This is a genomic window from Sphingomonas jatrophae (genome assembly GCF_900113315.1).
Classification (GTDB): domain Bacteria; phylum Pseudomonadota; class Alphaproteobacteria; order Sphingomonadales; family Sphingomonadaceae; genus Sphingomonas_P; species Sphingomonas_P jatrophae.
Window position 1 is genome coordinate 481019 of the sequence record NZ_FOZG01000003.1, and the last position, 15203, is coordinate 496221.

The window sequence follows — 15203 nt, forward strand, 5'->3', positions numbered from 1 at the left end:
GATGACTTGTTCGGACGATCAGCGCACTTCTCGGCGATGCTGCTCGCGGCGGCTTGCTCCATCAGCACTCCGGCCACCGCACAGGAATGGCTCTTCGGTAAGAAGAGAACCAACTCCGGCCCGGAGGTCAAGTTCACCAGCACGTATCAGAAGGACGGCCGCATCCGCGTGTCGGCACGGGGCGGTCCGTTCGACCGCGTTGACCAGGTAAGCCGCGCCGCCGTTGGACGTCTCGCCGAGATGGCCCGCGACAAGGGCATGCCGAGGTCCGCCGTGCTCAAGGAGCAATGCTGGATCAAGCAGTTCGGCGGGGCAGACTGCACGATCCAGGCTGTGATGCTAACGGCAGATCAGCCCGCGCCGGAGGCTGTGCCCACGCCGACCGTCATCAGCGTGGAGACGGTGCTCCCGTCGCCGTAGCGCCGGCTGGACAGCCCCCCGCTCCGCCGCCTACCGCGCCAGCATGCCTGTCGTCGCCACCATCATGAACACCGCCACCGGACAGCCCATCCAGAAGATGACCTTCGGGCGCATGCCGAAGCCCTGGGCTTCCTTCAACCTGGAGAGCGGGGAGCTGGTCACCGCCGACCGGGTGGAGGTCGGCAAGCCGGCGCCCGGCAAGGTGGTGGTGCCAGTGTCGGTGTGGGTGACGCCTAAGGCATGACGCAGTGCGTCCCTGACGGATCGTCATCCGCGTGGGCGCCGATCCGCGCATCGTAGCCGGAGCAGACGCGCATGCCGCAGAGGCTGAGCCTGACCGCCCTGCTCGTCCGAGGCTATGACGAGGCGATCAGCTTCTACGTGGGCGTGCTCGGCTTCGAGCTGCGCGAGGACACAGCCCTTGGCCTCGGCAAGCGCTGGGTGGTGGTGGCACCACCTGGCAACAACGGAGGGCTGCTGCTCGCTCGCGCTGCTGACGACCGCCAGCAGCGAGCAGTGGGCGATCAGAGCGGGGGACGAGTCTTCCTGTTCCTTGAGAGCGACGACTTCGCGCGCGATCACGCGGCGTACAGCCAGCGCGGGGTGCGGTTCGTTGAGGAGCCGCGGCGCGAGGCGTACGGCATGGTCGCCGTGTTCGAGGACCTTTATGGGAACAGGTGGGACTTGATAGAGCCAGCGAGGATATGACCGGTGCCGCCCGGTGAGCGGGCCCGCCCGGACTGCGGCTCGATTGCCGTAAGCTGTTCACTTAGGTGGGTAGAAGATGGATCCTGATCGGGAACAGGCATGTGCAGCCATCTCAGTGCCGGCGAGCCTGTCCCCAGCCGTGCTCGGGTATGAATGGGCCCGAGATAGCGTCGGGGAGTCGGGCGGAGCCGTTTACCGGCTGCATGGCAGAAGCGGCGTCCCTGACCTGTTCCTCAAGCATGGGCGGGGCTCCGTCGCCAGCGACATAACGGACGAGATGGTTCGACTGCGCTGGCTGGCGAAGCACGTTCCTGCCCCAGCCGTCGAAGGCTTCGTCGCCACGCAGGACGAGGCATGGTTGTTGATGAAGGCGCTGCCCGGGCAGACCGCGTACCAGCTTCTGGAGGCGCATCCGGATGCCCGCGTCGGCATCGTCGATGCGCTCGCGGCGTTTCTACGTGGTCTGCATGCAATCCCGCTCAGTGCGTGCCCCTTTACCAGCGACCACGCTTACCGCCTTGCTCAAGCACGCGAACGCATCGACGCGGGCTTGATCGATGAGCATGACTTCGACGACGAGCGCGAAGGCTGGACAGCAGAACAGGTGTGGGATGCGATGCAGCGCTTGCTGCCGATGCAGTTTGATCCCGTGGTCACTCACGGCGACTTCTCGCTCGACAACATCTTGCTGCTGGGTGGCGACGTGATCGGCTGCATCGATGCTGGCAGGGTTGGTGTCGCTGACCGATACCAGGACCTTGCCATCTTGTGGCGCGACCTCGGGCAGTTTGACCAAGCCCTGCAAGACAGGCTGCTTGTACAATACGGGATCGCTGGTGCCGACGCCGGCAAGCTTCAGTTCCACCTTCTTCTGGACGAGCTATTCTAGCACACGACGGAGATCCAAGCCGCCGAGCATTCAAGCGGGTTGGGGATGCAGAGCATCCCTTTTCCACTGCCTTGAGATTGGCCGCGCCGATCTCCCGGCCATTCGAAACGCCCGATCGGAGGTGTTCAAGTATGTTGGGTTCCGCGTGCGAGCGGGTTATAGCCGCGAGATGAGTAAGTTGACTGTTGCCGCACTCCAAATTGGCTCCGATTACGCGGGCAAGGCTGCCACGCTCAGCAACGTGCTCGCTTTTGAGACGCATCGCCACTACCGGCGCGCGGCTAGTCGTGATGCCGGAGGCGCTGCTGGGAGGCTACCCCAAGGGCGAGCACTTCGGCACTCGGTTGGGCTTCCGGATGCCGGAAGGTCGGGAGGCGTTTGCGCGCTACTACCAGAACGCTGTCGACATGGACGGCCTGGAACTCGCAGCTTTGAGCGAGTTGAGCACACGGACCAACGCGACGCTGGTGCTGGGCGTGATCGAGCGTGCTGGATCTTCCCTGTTCTGCACCGCGGTTTTCATCGAGCCTGGCCGCGGCGTCGTGGCCAAGCACCGCAAGCTGATGCCAACAGGCACCGAGCGGCTGATCTGGTCGCAAGGCGATGGCTCGACAATGCCGGTGGTGGAAAGTGCCACAGGCAAGCTGGGAGCGGCGATATGCTGGGAGAACCACATGCCGCTGTTCCGCACTGCCATGTATGCCAAAGGAGTCGAGATCTGGTGTGCACCAACCGTGGACGAGCGAGATGTGTGGCGCAGCTCGATGCGCCACATCGCGCATGAGGGGCGCTGCTTCGTCATAAGCTGCTGCCAAGTTCAACCCTCTCCAGCCGAGTTGGAGATAGCGGTCGAGCACTGGGACGCCGATCGACCGCTGATCGGCGGCGGTAGCATGATCGTCGGCCCTCTCGGCGACGTGCTGGCTGGTCCACTGGAGCGCGAAACGGGCCTGCTGACCGCTGAGATCGACATCGGCGAGTTGATCCAGGCACGCTATGATCTAGACGTGGTAGGTCATTACTCGCGGCCAGACGTCTTCAGCCTCCACGTTGATGAGACCCCTCGCAGCGGCACTGTGTTTACCACCGCCTGACTCAACGCCCCTGCTCGTCGCAGCTGAGGCATCGGCGAGTATCGATTCGCGGCTTTCACAAAGGGCCGCGTCTCGCATAGCGGGATAGATACGGTCCGGTGGCTGCGCCACCCTGATAGGCGCCACAGCACCAACCTCGATCGCCCCCTCGCCTCTCGGCCCTCCTAGATACCGCCGACCGCCCGCCTCGTAGATCATCGCCGCCGCGCCCAGCATCAGCAGCTTGGCCCTGACCGGCCGCCCTGCCCGCTCCACCATGATCCAATGCGCGCGCCGGTCCTCGCTCGCCTGGCGGAAGCCCGCCTCGCCGAGCGCCGGCAAGCCCAGCACCAGCAGCATGGCCGGCAGCATCCAAGCCAGGGGTGCCCCGGCCGGCGGAGCCAGTCCTCGCGGCCGAGCGGGAGGCGGCGGCGAACACAACCGACATGGTCGCCGCCACCACGCCCAGCAGGGCCGCCAGGAAGCCGGCGTGCCAGCTCGCCGCCACGATGGCGACGGCGGCCGCGGCGGACACCGCGCCGGCGAACCGCTCGGCGTGCTTGGCGGTGCGCGGTTTCGGCGTCCACGCGGCTAGCAGATGCGCGGCGGTCACCATGAAGAAGGCCAGGAACGCTCCAACCGCGACCTCGCCCGACAGCCGCGCGAAGCCGACCAGCGCCAGCTCGCTGAGCGAGAAGCCGGTCATCAGCCCCGGCCCCATGCCGAGGAAGTAGCCAAACGCGAGCAGGTAGCCGGCCCCGTAGAAGGCCACCACGGGCGACGCGGCCGCGGCGATCAGGGCAGGCAGCGTTGGGATACGCGTGGCCGGTGGCGGCGGGCTGGCGGGCTTCTGTGGGCGCGACATGGTGCCAGATGGCAGGCCGGTAGGGTCTGCGGCAAGCGGATCGCGGCACCGTCACTTGCCGACGCCGCCGCGCCGAACCAATGTTCCGGCGCCGTCCGTGAAAGCCGGGCTGTCGGGCGTCAGAACCCCGGAAGGAATCAGCCGGTTTCAGGATGCTCCTGAGGCAGGGTGGCATGCGCGCATGTCCAAGGCTTCGGCCCAAAGGCGCATGCGCCTGTTGATTCCTCCAGGTTCTGAACATCCGGCTTCGGCCGCCGCCCCGACGGACATAGGGGCGGCGTAGCCGGCGAGCGGCACCTCCCCTGCAATAGGGGAAAGACTGACGATGCGCCTAATCAACCGATCCAACCTGGTGGTCGCCCTCGCCGTCGCCGTGGTGATGCTAACCGGCTGAGGCCAGCGCGGGCCCGCCGCCAAGGACGTGAAGTGGTTCGTCGAGCGCACGTCCGACAATAGAGGCTATCAGCTGACCGGCAGCGCCACATACGCGCGCGGCTACGACGAATGGCATCAGCCCACTGCCCTGCTGACCGACGCCCGTGGGTGCATCACCTCGATCAAGGCTCCGGCCACGCAGGACGTTGGCTCCAAGCGCGAGTGGGTGCCGGCGCAGTTCAGCGGACGGGTTGCGCAGCGCGAGCTAGCTGCGCGCGCGGTTAGTCATCACCTATAATCGGGTGCCGCTCGGCAGCATGGACCCGCGGGATATCACCAGCACGACGCTGGTGACCGAGGATCGTACGCTGGACGCCCGGGTCAGCCCGCCCAGCCTGCCGAGCGAGCGCTGCGGCAAGCCCGAGACCAAGGCGGAGCGCAAGCAGCGCCTCCGCGAGAAGGCTTGCACCGATCCTGACGGCGCAGACGCCGAGGCCATCGGCAGCATGGACCGGAACGAGCTGTTGGCCACCGCCATCAACAGCGCCGGCTTCCTGTGCGCCCGCGTGACCAGCATGTACCCGCGCGGCGGCGAAGTCATCGCCAAGTCCGCGGAGCATCGCAGCGGCAAGGACCGCGTGACCTACCGCGTCAATCCGCAAGCCGGCAGCATCGAGCAGATCGACTGAGGAGGCCGGCCATGATTTACCTCATCCTCTTCGGCATCGTGCTGGTCCTCGTGTTCGGCGTCGCCGTCGCCGCCGAGTCCGACAAGCAGAAAGCCGCCAAGCAGCGCAGCGGTAGCATCAGCAAGCGCTAGCTGATGGACGAGCTGTACGTGTCCACCGTGGACCAGTCGACCGTCGGCGTGAACTTCCGCGACAAGCGCGTGGTGCTCGGCCGCAGCGATAGGGTGAAGCCCTACGGCTTCGCGCAGATCAGCTTGGTGGAGGTGGTGGAGAACGGCGCCAGCACAGCACCACCAACCGCGGCTCGCAGCTGGCGGGCGCTGCCATCGGCGGCTTGGCGCTGGGCGGCGTGGGCGCGCTGCTGGGCGGGCTGTCGGGCAGCAAGACCACGCACCAGCGGGTGACCGGCGTGGCGCTCCGGGTCACGGTGGAGGACAGATACGAGCCGCTGCACGTGATCACCTTCTTCTCGGCGCCGGGCGGCGCCGAGCCGGTGCTGGCGGAGCCCGGGCAGGCGGCGGCCCGCGTGCACGCGCACCTGGTCAACGCCATGCGGCAGACGGCGCGGGAGAGCGCCGGCCAGCAGGCGGCGCTGGGATCGGCCGACCAGCTGACCAAGCTGTGGGACATGCGGCAGGCGGGCGCTCTGACGGCCGACGAGTTTGAGGGGCAGAAGGCGCGGCTCCTGGCGGGCGAGGCTGCTGCTGCCGCGGCGCTGCCAGAGCCCGCGGCGGTGGGGCGCCGCTACGTGGTGATGCTGGTCAGCGCCGGACCGCACCCGCGCAGGTTCGCCGAAGCACTGGTGCGCGAGGTGCCCGAGATCACGACCATGAAGAACATGACCAGCCTCGGCCAGAACCTGCCCAAGCCGATCCTGCGCGACGTCGGCGAGACGCGCGCGCGCAAGGTGCAGGCGGCTCTGCAGGAAGTCGGGGCGACGGTGGACGTGGTCTGATCGCCACGCATGTGCCTGCCGGCACACCGGCCTCCTCACTCCATCCCCCTAAAGCCCGCGCCGCGCGGGGGAGCAGCAGACTTGCACGATCAGGATCAGTGGGCCGAGGCGCTGCACGTCGACGCGTGCCTCGGCGACCTCGCGCCGCTCTGGATCGGCGAGCGGATCGCGCACTTTGCCGCCCTCGGCGACACAAGCGCGGTGCGAAGATACACTGACATGGCTGCCATTGTGGCGATGCTGGCGGCGCCCGGGCGCTGCTGACGGGCGGCGCGTGGCCGCCGCGGGGCTGCCCCCGGCAGAGCCCCGCGGTGTCGCGGCGCAGAATAGCGAGTCGAGCCAGCAGGTTAGCAGCACCGCGCGGGGCTGCGGGGTCGCGGGGTTGGTTGGCGCGTATTCGCGGTGGCTGCCGCGGCACCAGCGTGCCCCCGCCGCAGGGGCTGCCCCTACCCTCTCTTTTCTAATTTCGAATAAAGAATAACCCCGCAGCCCCGCGACTCCGCAAGTTGAGCGATTACAACAGCTCAGCCGATGGCCCAGCCACGCGGCGACCCCGCGAGCCCCGTTGGTTAGGACCCTGGTACCTTCCAACTGCTTCAATCCCTATGATTCGAACACCCCCTGCATCGAGTCTGCGGCGAGCCGGGCTATGCCGCTCCGATGACGTCCGCATCAGATCGCCCACGCAGGGCCGCGCCTGCCCTTAAACCTAAGCGCGCCTACGCTGCTGCGGCACTGGCGGTGCTGCTGACCGAGGTGGCCATCGCGCTCTGCGTGCACGACCGCATAATTCGGCCGCATGTCGGGGACAGCTTGGCGGTGGTCCTGGTCTACCTGACCCTACGGGCTAGCACGCCGCTAGGCGTCGGCGCGTCGGTGCTGGCCGCCCTTGTCGTGGCATGCGCGGTGGAGGTGTCGCAGCTGTTCCAGCTGGTCGACGCGATCGGCTTGGGGCACCTGCCCGCCGCTCGCGTCATCCTGGGAACGGGGTTCGATCTGCTGGACTTCTTCGCATACGCGGCGGGCGGAGCGCTCGTGTTTGCCGGCGATAGGCTCCGACTGCGTGGCGAAGGTGGGGGTGCATCGGCTTAGGACCAAGGCGCGGGGCCTAGGTTGCGAACGTCCAGATGTGGTGAAAGCGGACTTTCCTTCGCTTGAGCAGCGCAGCATACCGTTCTGGTGTCGATTGCGAGCGATAGCGGGCGCCCGGCCGATAGGGCGGCAGGCAATCAAACAGTCTGACAAGCAGGCGGCTCATCAAGCGGTAGAACAGGTAGTCGGCTATGAGCAGCACCACGAAAACCGCTGCACCGATCGCAACTGTAGCCGTTGTGCCCCAAGCCGCTCTCCTGCTGAACGCCCCTTCATACCGTCATAGTGCAACGTCCGCTATTGGGCGTTAGCGGACCTTCGAACGCTTGACGCATCTACTCGGGATGCGACATTGTCTCCATCCGCATCCATCGAGGACCTACTCGCGAAAACAATGGCATGGATACCGGCTCTCCTCCTCTTCGTCGGCCTTAGCTGGTTGATCGTCAGAGCAGCGCGGACTGGCGAGGTCTACGGTAAGTCGCCGCCTGTCGTTCCGCGGTGTGAGAGCTCCAACCTATTCTTCGTAACCCTGATTCTCTATACCGCCTTGGCGCTCTCCGTGTTTGGCGTTTTCTTGATACTCGTGGCCGACAGGTGAAGTTCGGTTGATGGCGCTGCCCACCCGCAGGCGTGTCTCTTGCGAGGAGCGTCTGCTCTTGGTGGAAAACGGACGCTCGCACGAAGAGCGGGTTCAGACTCCGCCTGTCAGCCAAGCAAACTGATAGGGCCATAAAGCCACTGAAGACACGATAATCGCCATGAGAAGCCATCCAGACTGGCTGACGCGTCGGGCGAACAATCCACTGACCACAACTAAGGCGAAAAGAACAACCGTTGGCACCGCTACCGCCTGAAATTTATCCGAACTCGTCATACAGCCGATGGGCAGCGTGGGTTATTCACAAGTGCCGGCGGCGGCAATGCCGTCTATCACCCCCATCAGCTCGCGCCGGGTGACCTCGTCCGCCCGCTTGGCATGCAGCGGCATCACCTCGGCCCGGCGAAGGCTGTTGTCGATCATCTGCCATGATCGCGCATTGGCTTTGATGTGCGTCTCGTACGCATCCACCAGCGCGCCGAAGCTGGCGGACGTGTCTTCCGCCGCCCGCTCGGCCTCTGCCCGTGCGGCCTCCGCGTCGGCAGGCAGGTCCCCACCCTCGCTAGCATGGCGAAGCAGCTTCAAAGCCTGCTCTCGCGCGGAAGCCAGGGTGACCACGGGATAACGTCCGAGGGTGTGGCGTTGCACCTGATCGCGCACACGGATCACCACGGACCACGTCTTCACGCCAGTAACGGTGATGCGGAGATAGAGCCCGGGGCAGAGCGCATCTCCAATCTCGCGGCGACCAGCGGATGCGGGTCGGGCGGCTTGGATCCAGCGGTCGATTAGCTTATGCTTGGCCACGAAGAACACACGACCATGGGGTTGGGGTAACTAGCGGGGTAACAAGCAACTGCGCCCCCCTGCTACGCCGTGCAACATAGTGGGCTGTTAGCGGCTTGACAAACGTAAGTACAGCGAGGCACGTGCCTTCCTACGAGGTCCGATGAACATCTTGACCTCCAAGTTGCCAAGGTCGGGGTCGAGGGTTCGAATCCCTTCGCCCGCTCCAGCGACCTCCGACAGATCGGAGGTTCCCGTAAAGACGTCGAAGCGAACAATATCTGCAAGTAACGCCCTCAGCGGCGCCTCACCCTCTCCGTTTCGCTCCATAGCTTTCGGCGGTGCGATCGCTCGCCTGGCGCATCCCGATCCGCCTCATCCAAATGCCAGCATCCGCGCAGTCGATAAGTTGCGATCCGATCGCCGTATCGGAGGCGCATCATGACCGTTCTGCCATCGCACGTTCCCGCCGATCGCGTCGTCGATTTCGACATCTATTTCCCGCCCGGCGTCGAGCAGGATTACCACGCGGCCTGGCTGTCGCTGCGCTCGCCTGCGCGCTCGCTGGTCTGGACGCCGCGCAACGGTGGGCACTGGATCGCGACGCGGGGCGAGGACGTGCGGGCGCTGTGGGCTGACGCGGAGCGGCTGTCGAGCGACGTGCTGGCAGTGCCGCGCGGATTGGGCGCGTTGATGCAGTTCATCCCGCTGCAACAGGATCCGCCCGAACACACGCCCTTCCGGAACGCCGTGATGCGCGGTTTCGCCTCCCGGTTCATCGTCGCGATCGAGCCGCAGGTGATCGGCAATGCGCGCGAGCTGATCGAGGGGCTGGCACCGCGGGGCCAGTGCGATTTCGTGAGCGACTTCGCCGAGATCCTGCCGATCGACATCTTCCTCACGCTGGTCGACCTGCCGCGTGCGGATCGGCCGATGCTGCGCGGGCTGGGCGCGCAGCTGACCCGGCCGGACGGCTCGATGACGGTGGAGCAGTTGCGCCAGGCCGCCGACGACTATCTGGCGCCCTATGTGGAGGAGAGGCTTGCGCGTCCGGGCGACGACCTGCTCAGCCGCATCCTGTCCACGCCGGTCGACGGACGCGCCTGGACGATGGATGAGGCACGCCGCATGTGCCGCAACATCCTGTTTGGCGGGCTCGATACCGTGGCGGCGATGATGGGCTTCGTCGCGCTGCACCTCGCGCGCCACCCCGCGGACCAGCAGGCACTGCGCGACGATCCGGGCGCGATCCCTGATGCCGTGGACGAACTGATGCGCCGCTATGCCAGCGTGTCGGTCAGCCGCAATTGCACGCAGGATGTCGAGATTGACGGCGTGGTGCTGAAGGAAGGCGACATCGTCTACCTGCCCAGCGTCCTCCACAATCTCGATCCGTTGAGCTTCGACGATCCGGAAACGGTGCACTTCGATCGCCGGCTGAACGCCACGCGGCACACGACGATGGGCGTCGGTGTGCATCGCTGTGTGGGTGCGGGGCTTGCGCGGATGGAGATCATCGCCGTCGTGCGCGAATGGCTGGTGCGGATTCCCCCGTTTCGCCTCGATCCCCAGCGAACGGTGACGATGAAGGGCGGCAATGTCGGCGCCTGCGTCTCGCTGCCGCTGACGTGGGAGGTCTGACGCGACCGGGCTTCGTGCATGGCGCAGGCTGATCGGATCAGAGCAGGCTGCCCTGCGCCGGCGCGGCCACCACCCTCTCCAGCCCCGCGCCACGCCGGCGCAACTCCGTTTCCGCACTGAAGCGCATGTCCTCGTCGCGGTCGCGGGCGAGCCGTTGCAGCGCCTCCTCGTTCACCTCGCTCCAGCTCTTGCCGCGGTCTGGCCCGGCGGGAACGCGCGGCAGCAGGCCGGGCGCGTCGCTCCAGGCCAGCAGCTGCGCAAGCGAGGCCTGGTTCAGCATGTCGCGGAGGTGATGCGCGGTGACATAGGCATCGGGCATCGCGCGGTGCACGGGCAGCCCCGTCTCCCGATCCAGCCCGCGCGGCATCCGCCAGTAGCGCAGCACCTGATTGGAAAAGCTGGGCGAGCCGGGCCACAGCCGCAGCGCGCATTTCCACGTGCAGATCCAGCGCGCGCCGCCCGCCAGGTTGGGCGTGCAGAAGCGCTGCTCGAACGACGCACGATGCGCCGCCAGCGCCAGCACGCCCCCCTCCGGCCGCAGCACAGGCGGCGCGGTGTCGCGCCAGAACCCCGCGCCGGCCACGTCCGCATCGATGATGTGATGCACCGCCATCGTCACGGGCGGGATCGGGCGGCCGGGATCGACGAGGATGGCGCCCCGCTCCTCATCCACCTGCCACCGGCCGCTCGGATGCAGAACGACATCCTGCCAGCCGATCTCGCACACGCCGTGCGCCGGCGGGCGGGAACCGGTGGTCTCCAGGTCGATGACGCGGATGCGGGGCAGGGTCATGCCAGCGATATGGGGGCCGGGCTGTCGTTCGGCCATGGACGGCGATTGGCTTGCCCGGAATGTTCGGTATAATGATACAATGTCTCATTGTACTGCTGCCTCACCTCCGAACCCGGCCAACGAGCCGAGCGCCCGCTTCTTCGGGAGCATCGGCCTCAAGCCGGGCGCGCGGGTGCTCGACGTGGGTTGCGGGAATGGCGACCTCAGCCGTCTGATCGCGGCGCTTGTCGGCGCGGACGGTGAGGTCGTTGCCATCGATCGGAGCGAGCAGGCGCTGGCTGCGGCGCGGGCGGTGGCGGCCGGCGGGTCCGCTGCACCGATCGTGTACCGCGCCGTCGATCTTGCCGCGCCTCTGCCGGATCTCGGCACGTTCGACGCGATCGTCGGCCGGCGCGTGCTGATGTACCTTCCGGACGCCGCCGACACGCTGAAGCAGCTGGCGGCGCTCGCCAGACCCGGCGCCATCCTCGCGTTCCAGGAACATGCGCGCACCGGCCTGCCTGCCGGATCGGGAGACCTGCCGCTGCACCGGCAGCTCTACGACTGGAACTGGCGCACCGTTGCGGCGGAGGGAGGCGATACCGGGCTGGCGCTGCGGCTGGGCGAAATGCTGCAGCAGCTGGGCGCCACGATCGAGCAGGCGCGCGGCGAAGCCATCCTGCTGCATCCCGGCCAACCGTCGTTCCTGCCCCTGCTCACCCAGATGATGCTGCCGCGAATGGTCGAGCAGGGCATCGCGACCGCCGGTCAGGTCGATCCGGAGACCTTGGCGCAGCGCCTGGCCGACGAGCATCGCGCCGCCGGCGGCGCGATCGTCTGGGATATCGCCTTCCTTGTCGCAGGTCGGATCCGGTCGGGCCCGCTCTGAAACATCGGGGCTGGGGCCGCGGCCTAGCGCCGGGATCGCCTATCATGCGTTAGGGCGGCATGACCCTCCTCATTCCCGTGCTGGGCGACCAGCTGTCCATGTCGCTCGCCAGCCTGCGCGATGTCGACCGCGGCGATGCCGTGGTGCTGATGATGGAGGTGTGGGACGAGGCGACCTACGTGCGCCATCACAAGAAGAAGATCGCGCTGATCTTCTCCGCCATGCGCCACTTCGCCGAGGCGCTGCGGAACGACGGATGGCGCGTCGATTATGTCGCGCTCGACGATGCGGGCAACACGCAGAGCTTCACCGGCGAGGTCCGCCGCGCGGTGGAGCGGCATCGGGCCGCCGCCATCCGCGTCGTCGAGGCGGGCGAGTATCGCGTGCGCCAGCAGCAGGATGCGTGGCAGGCGGAGGCGGGCGTGCCGGTCGACGTGCTGGACGACGATCGCTTCCTCTGTCCGCTGGCGGATTTCTACGCCTGGGCGCAGGGCCGGCGCGAGCTTCGCATGGAGTTCTTCTACCGCGAGATGCGGCAGCGCACCGGCCTGCTGATGACGGCGAACGGCAAGCCCGTCGGCGGGCAGTGGAATTACGACAAGGACAATCGCGACACGCCACCGCGCGGGCTGAACTATCCCGCGCCCAGCCGGTTCGCGCCCGACGCGATCACCCGCGAGGTGCTGGCGCTGGTGGCGGCACGGTTCGGCAGCCATTTCGGCGATCTGGAGCCGTTCGGCCTGCCCGTCACCCGCGCGCAGGCAGCGGAGGCGCTCCAGCACTTCATCGCGACCGCTTTGCCCGACTTCGGCCGGTATCAGGATGCCATGATCGCTGGGCAGGACTATCTCTATCACAGCAGCCTGTCGCTGTGCCTGAACCTCGGTTTGCTGGAGCCGCTGGAAGTCTGCCAGGCGGCCGTCGCCGCCTTCGATGCGGGCGCCGCGCCGCTCAACTCGGTCGAGGGCTTCGTCCGCCAGATCATCGGCTGGCGCGAATATATTCGCGGCATGTATTGGTGGGACATGCCCGAATTTGCCGGGCGCAATGCGCTGGAGGCGAACCGGCCGCTGCCCGACTTCTACTGGACCGGCGAGACCGACATGCGCTGCATGGCGGAAAGCGTCGGCCAGACGAAGCGCGAGGCCTATGCCCACCATATCCAGCGGCTGATGGTGCTCGGCAATTTCGCGCTGCTCGCCGGCATCGATCCCAAGGCGATCTCCGACTGGTTCCTCGTCGTCTATTTCGACGCTTATGAGTGGGTCGAGCTGCCCAACGTGATCGGCATGAGCCAGTTCGCCGATGGCGGGGTGATCGCGTCCAAGCCTTATGTATCGTCGGGTGCCTATATCGACCGCATGTCCGATTATTGCGGGCGCTGCCGCTATGACGTGAAGCGCAAGACCGGCGAGGGTGCGTGCCCCTATAATGCGCTCTATTGGGACTTCCTTGCCCGGCATGAGCGCCGGTTCCGCGGCAATCCGCGGATGCGCAACATGTATGCGACATGGGATCGCTTCGGCCCGGAGCGGCAGGCCGATTATCGCGACAGCGCGCGAACCTTCCTCGGCGGGTTGGTGCCGGCAGGCGGTGGCTGGGTGCGGCAGGACTGAGCCGCTGCCGCGTTGAAGGCAGCGGCGCCGGCCCTCGCCGCCGCCTCAGCCCAGTTCGCGCCCGATCGGATACAGGAGATGCCTGCTGTCGCCATAGGGCGAGCGGGCGATGAACCAGTCGAGCCGCGCCGCGCCGTCGGCGGCGAACGCGGGATCGGCGGCGAGCTTCGCCTCGAACGCGGCGCGCAAGGCGGGATCGGCGGCCAGCATCCGCTCCGCCAGCGGTGCGCCGGCATAACGCTCCATCCCGCCGGCGGCCTGGAGCATGCCGGGGAAGAAGCCCCAGACAAGGACCGAGTCCACCGCCTCCGCCTCCAGCAGCGCGGCGGCCAGCAGGCCCTTCGGCTGATCATAGGGCACGCGCACGGAGCCGGCGGGCATGGTCTCGCGCCGCCGCTCATGCCGCATCGTGCCGGACATCATCACGCGCTGCTCGCTTGCCGGGCCGAGCTTCGGATCGGCCAGGCGCACCATGTCGAGATCCAGCGTGCGGGGCGCATCGATCCGCTCGTAGCCGATGCCGTGCAGATCCAGCCGCTCGATCACCGCGGTGGCGCTGGCGGGCACCCACCAGGCGCGCGGAAGAGCCACGCTGGCGACGGGCTTCTGACCGATGATCGGCAGCTTCAGCGGCTGGGGACGCGCGACATAGCGCACCTCCTCCTCCCCCGATGCCGGCGAGCGATAGCGCTCCAGCGCCATGCCGTCGAACTTCACCCATGCCAGCGGTGTCTCGTCCCGCGCCCATGTGACGGTCAGCGCGGCCGGGCGATCGGCGCGATCCGCCGCGATGGCGGTGCGCAATGCCGCCGCATCGCGGCCGACATGGCGCAGCGCCCCCTCCATCATCGCATAGGCGCCGAGCACGCGCTGGCGATACGGCTTCAGGCAGTGCATCTCGACCAGCACGGTCGGAATGCGCGCATGATCGCCATAGCCGGTCGAGTAACGCGGCCCCTCGGCCGCCACGCGCAGGCCCTTGCTCAGATCGCGTTCGTCGATGGCACTGGGATAGAAGGACGGATTGTGCCCCATGCGCCGGACGAACGTGTCGACGCCGCGCTGGAACGACGTGTTGAGCCAGGCGGTGATCGCCTTCGACTGGACGTGCCGGCCCCAGCCGGCAAAGGTGTAGGTCACGTCATAGCCGTGATCGAACCCGTCCGACACGTGCATGTCGATATAGAGGATCGGATCCAGCCGGTTGAGCAGCCGCAGCATCGCCTGCGTCTCGGGCGCGTCGGCCTTGGCATAATCGCGGTTGAGGTTGATGTTTTGCGCGGTGGAGCGGCTGCCGGGGTTGTTCGGCCCGCGCTGATTGGGGCGGTTGTAAGGGCTCGTCCGCTCATGCCCGTCGGCATTGTAGATGGGCACGAAGACGAGCTCGACCCGGTCGAGCAGGTCGTCCTTGCCGCGGAGCGCAATGTCCCGAAGCAGCATCAGCCCGGCATCCTTGCCGTCGATTTCGCCGGAATGGATGCCCGCCTGGATCAGCACGACGGGCTTGCCCGCAGCGCCTTTCCGCGCGCGGACGAAGAACAGGTCGCGGCCCTCAGGCGTCGTGCCGAAGCGTTCGAGCGCGAGCAGCGGCGAGGCGGCGACCAGCCGCTCCAGCCACGCGCGCGTCTCGGCATAGCTTGGCGTTGCGGCAAAGCCGTTGCGCTCGGCCGGCGTGATCCACGGGTCGCCGGCTTGTGCGATCAGGCGCTCACTCGCGCCGTGCCAGGCCATGACGGGCGGGAGCGGCGCGCGGGCAGGCGGCGCTTCGGGCGGCGTGGCGAGGCCCGCCAGCAGCCCGGCGGCAAGGGGAAGCATCACGAAGGTCGAACTCC

Annotated in this window: 19 protein-coding genes; 14 read left to right on the plus strand and 5 right to left on the minus strand. The window is 67.2% G+C overall.

What is annotated here, in order from left to right:
• Positions 1-6: 6 nt before the first annotated feature.
• From BM360_RS17785 to BM360_RS17805, 5 genes are all read left to right on the plus strand, one after another.
• Entirely contained in the window at positions 7-420 is a 414-nt protein-coding gene (locus BM360_RS17785; RefSeq protein WP_131819294.1) for a hypothetical protein, read from the plus strand.
• Positions 421-463: 43 nt separating this feature from the next.
• On the plus strand, positions 464-664 hold the full coding sequence (locus tag BM360_RS17790; protein WP_093316768.1) for a hypothetical protein: 201 nt from the start codon (positions 464-466) through the stop codon (positions 662-664).
• Positions 665-735: 71 nt separating this feature from the next.
• Positions 736-1128 carry a VOC family protein gene (locus tag BM360_RS17795; protein WP_093316769.1) on the plus strand — a complete coding sequence of 131 codons (393 nt, stop codon included), beginning with the start codon at positions 736-738 and terminating at the stop codon, positions 1126-1128.
• Positions 1129-1204: 76 nt separating this feature from the next.
• Complete coding sequence (locus BM360_RS17800; protein WP_093316772.1) at positions 1205-2017, plus strand: APH(3')-I family aminoglycoside O-phosphotransferase; 813 nt, start codon at positions 1205-1207, stop codon at positions 2015-2017.
• 200 nt (positions 2018-2217) lie between these two features.
• A complete protein-coding gene (locus BM360_RS17805) occupies positions 2218-3111 on the plus strand; it encodes a carbon-nitrogen hydrolase family protein (RefSeq protein WP_479725491.1) in 894 nt (297 codons plus the stop codon).
• 55 nt (positions 3112-3166) lie between these two features.
• Here the strand turns inward: BM360_RS17805 and BM360_RS19385 are convergent, their stop codons facing one another.
• Entirely contained in the window at positions 3167-3865 is a 699-nt protein-coding gene (locus BM360_RS19385) for a hypothetical protein (RefSeq protein WP_131819295.1), read from the minus strand.
• A gap of 511 nt (positions 3866-4376) precedes the next feature.
• Here BM360_RS19385 and BM360_RS17815 point away from each other — a divergent pair.
• From BM360_RS17815 to BM360_RS17835, 6 genes are all read left to right on the plus strand, one after another.
• Complete coding sequence (locus tag BM360_RS17815) at positions 4377-4628, plus strand: hypothetical protein (RefSeq protein WP_093316777.1); 252 nt, start codon at positions 4377-4379, stop codon at positions 4626-4628.
• Between the two features lie 4 nt (positions 4629-4632).
• Entirely contained in the window at positions 4633-5019 is a 387-nt protein-coding gene (locus BM360_RS17820) for a hypothetical protein (RefSeq protein ID WP_093316779.1), read from the plus strand.
• Positions 5020-5153: 134 nt separating this feature from the next.
• Positions 5154-5423: a hypothetical protein gene (locus tag BM360_RS19390; RefSeq protein WP_131819296.1), complete on the plus strand. Its 270-nt coding sequence runs from the start codon at positions 5154-5156 to the stop codon at positions 5421-5423.
• Positions 5369-5974, plus strand: a complete 606-nt coding sequence (locus tag BM360_RS17825; protein WP_131819297.1) for a hypothetical protein — start codon at positions 5369-5371, stop codon at positions 5972-5974. The genes BM360_RS19390 and BM360_RS17825 overlap by 55 nt, the downstream gene beginning before the upstream one ends.
• A gap of 81 nt (positions 5975-6055) precedes the next feature.
• Positions 6056-6238, plus strand: coding sequence for a DUF6961 family protein (locus BM360_RS17830; RefSeq protein ID WP_093316784.1), 183 nt, complete (start codon positions 6056-6058; stop codon positions 6236-6238).
• 477 nt (positions 6239-6715) lie between these two features.
• A complete protein-coding gene (locus BM360_RS17835) occupies positions 6716-7066 on the plus strand; it encodes a ribosomal maturation YjgA family protein (protein ID WP_207544642.1) in 351 nt (116 codons plus the stop codon).
• Between the two features lie 16 nt (positions 7067-7082).
• Here BM360_RS17835 and BM360_RS19395 read toward each other — a convergent pair whose 3' ends face one another.
• Together BM360_RS19395 and BM360_RS17845 are read right to left on the minus strand one after the other, a co-directional pair.
• Positions 7083-7271 carry a hypothetical protein gene (locus tag BM360_RS19395; protein WP_131819298.1) on the minus strand — a complete coding sequence of 63 codons (189 nt, stop codon included), beginning with the start codon at positions 7269-7271 and terminating at the stop codon, positions 7083-7085.
• Between the two features lie 693 nt (positions 7272-7964).
• Positions 7965-8483 carry an Arm DNA-binding domain-containing protein gene (locus BM360_RS17845; RefSeq protein WP_093316792.1) on the minus strand — a complete coding sequence of 173 codons (519 nt, stop codon included), beginning with the start codon at positions 8481-8483 and terminating at the stop codon, positions 7965-7967.
• Positions 8484-8894: 411 nt separating this feature from the next.
• On the opposite strand from BM360_RS17845, the gene BM360_RS17850 reads away from it, so the two are divergent.
• Positions 8895-10094, plus strand: coding sequence for a cytochrome P450 (locus BM360_RS17850; RefSeq protein ID WP_093316795.1), 1200 nt, complete (start codon positions 8895-8897; stop codon positions 10092-10094).
• Positions 10095-10131: 37 nt separating this feature from the next.
• Here BM360_RS17850 and BM360_RS17855 read toward each other — a convergent pair whose 3' ends face one another.
• Entirely contained in the window at positions 10132-10887 is a 756-nt protein-coding gene (locus BM360_RS17855; protein WP_093316797.1) for a DNA polymerase III subunit epsilon, read from the minus strand.
• A 79-nt stretch (positions 10888-10966) separates the two neighbouring features.
• On the opposite strand from BM360_RS17855, the gene BM360_RS17860 reads away from it, so the two are divergent.
• Positions 10967-11755: a methyltransferase domain-containing protein gene (locus BM360_RS17860; protein ID WP_165611364.1), complete on the plus strand. Its 789-nt coding sequence runs from the start codon at positions 10967-10969 to the stop codon at positions 11753-11755.
• Positions 11756-11814: 59 nt separating this feature from the next.
• Entirely contained in the window at positions 11815-13371 is a 1557-nt protein-coding gene (locus BM360_RS17865; RefSeq protein ID WP_093316802.1) for a cryptochrome/photolyase family protein, read from the plus strand.
• Between the two features lie 45 nt (positions 13372-13416).
• Here BM360_RS17865 and BM360_RS17870 read toward each other — a convergent pair whose 3' ends face one another.
• Positions 13417-15186, minus strand: coding sequence for a M14 family metallopeptidase (locus tag BM360_RS17870; RefSeq protein WP_093317428.1), 1770 nt, complete (start codon positions 15184-15186; stop codon positions 13417-13419).
• Between the last annotated feature and the right edge of the window lie 17 nt (positions 15187-15203).

Coding starts and splice junctions, on each gene's coding strand:
- BM360_RS19390 (WP_131819296.1), top strand. CDS start 5,154: ATGGACGAGCTGTACGTGTCCACCGTGGACCAGTCGACCGTCGGCGTG.
- BM360_RS17870 (WP_093317428.1), bottom strand. CDS start 15,186: ATGCTTCCCCTTGCCGCCGGGCTGCTGGCGGGCCTCGCCACGCCGCCC.
- BM360_RS17800 (WP_093316772.1), top strand. CDS start 1,205: ATGGATCCTGATCGGGAACAGGCATGTGCAGCCATCTCAGTGCCGGCG.
- BM360_RS17850 (WP_093316795.1), top strand. CDS start 8,895: ATGACCGTTCTGCCATCGCACGTTCCCGCCGATCGCGTCGTCGATTTC.
- BM360_RS17790 (WP_093316768.1), top strand. CDS start 464: ATGCCTGTCGTCGCCACCATCATGAACACCGCCACCGGACAGCCCATC.
- BM360_RS17795 (WP_093316769.1), top strand. CDS start 736: ATGCCGCAGAGGCTGAGCCTGACCGCCCTGCTCGTCCGAGGCTATGAC.
- BM360_RS17865 (WP_093316802.1), top strand. CDS start 11,815: ATGACCCTCCTCATTCCCGTGCTGGGCGACCAGCTGTCCATGTCGCTC.
- BM360_RS17855 (WP_093316797.1), bottom strand. CDS start 10,887: ATGACCCTGCCCCGCATCCGCGTCATCGACCTGGAGACCACCGGTTCC.
- BM360_RS17860 (WP_165611364.1), top strand. CDS start 10,967: ATGTCTCATTGTACTGCTGCCTCACCTCCGAACCCGGCCAACGAGCCG.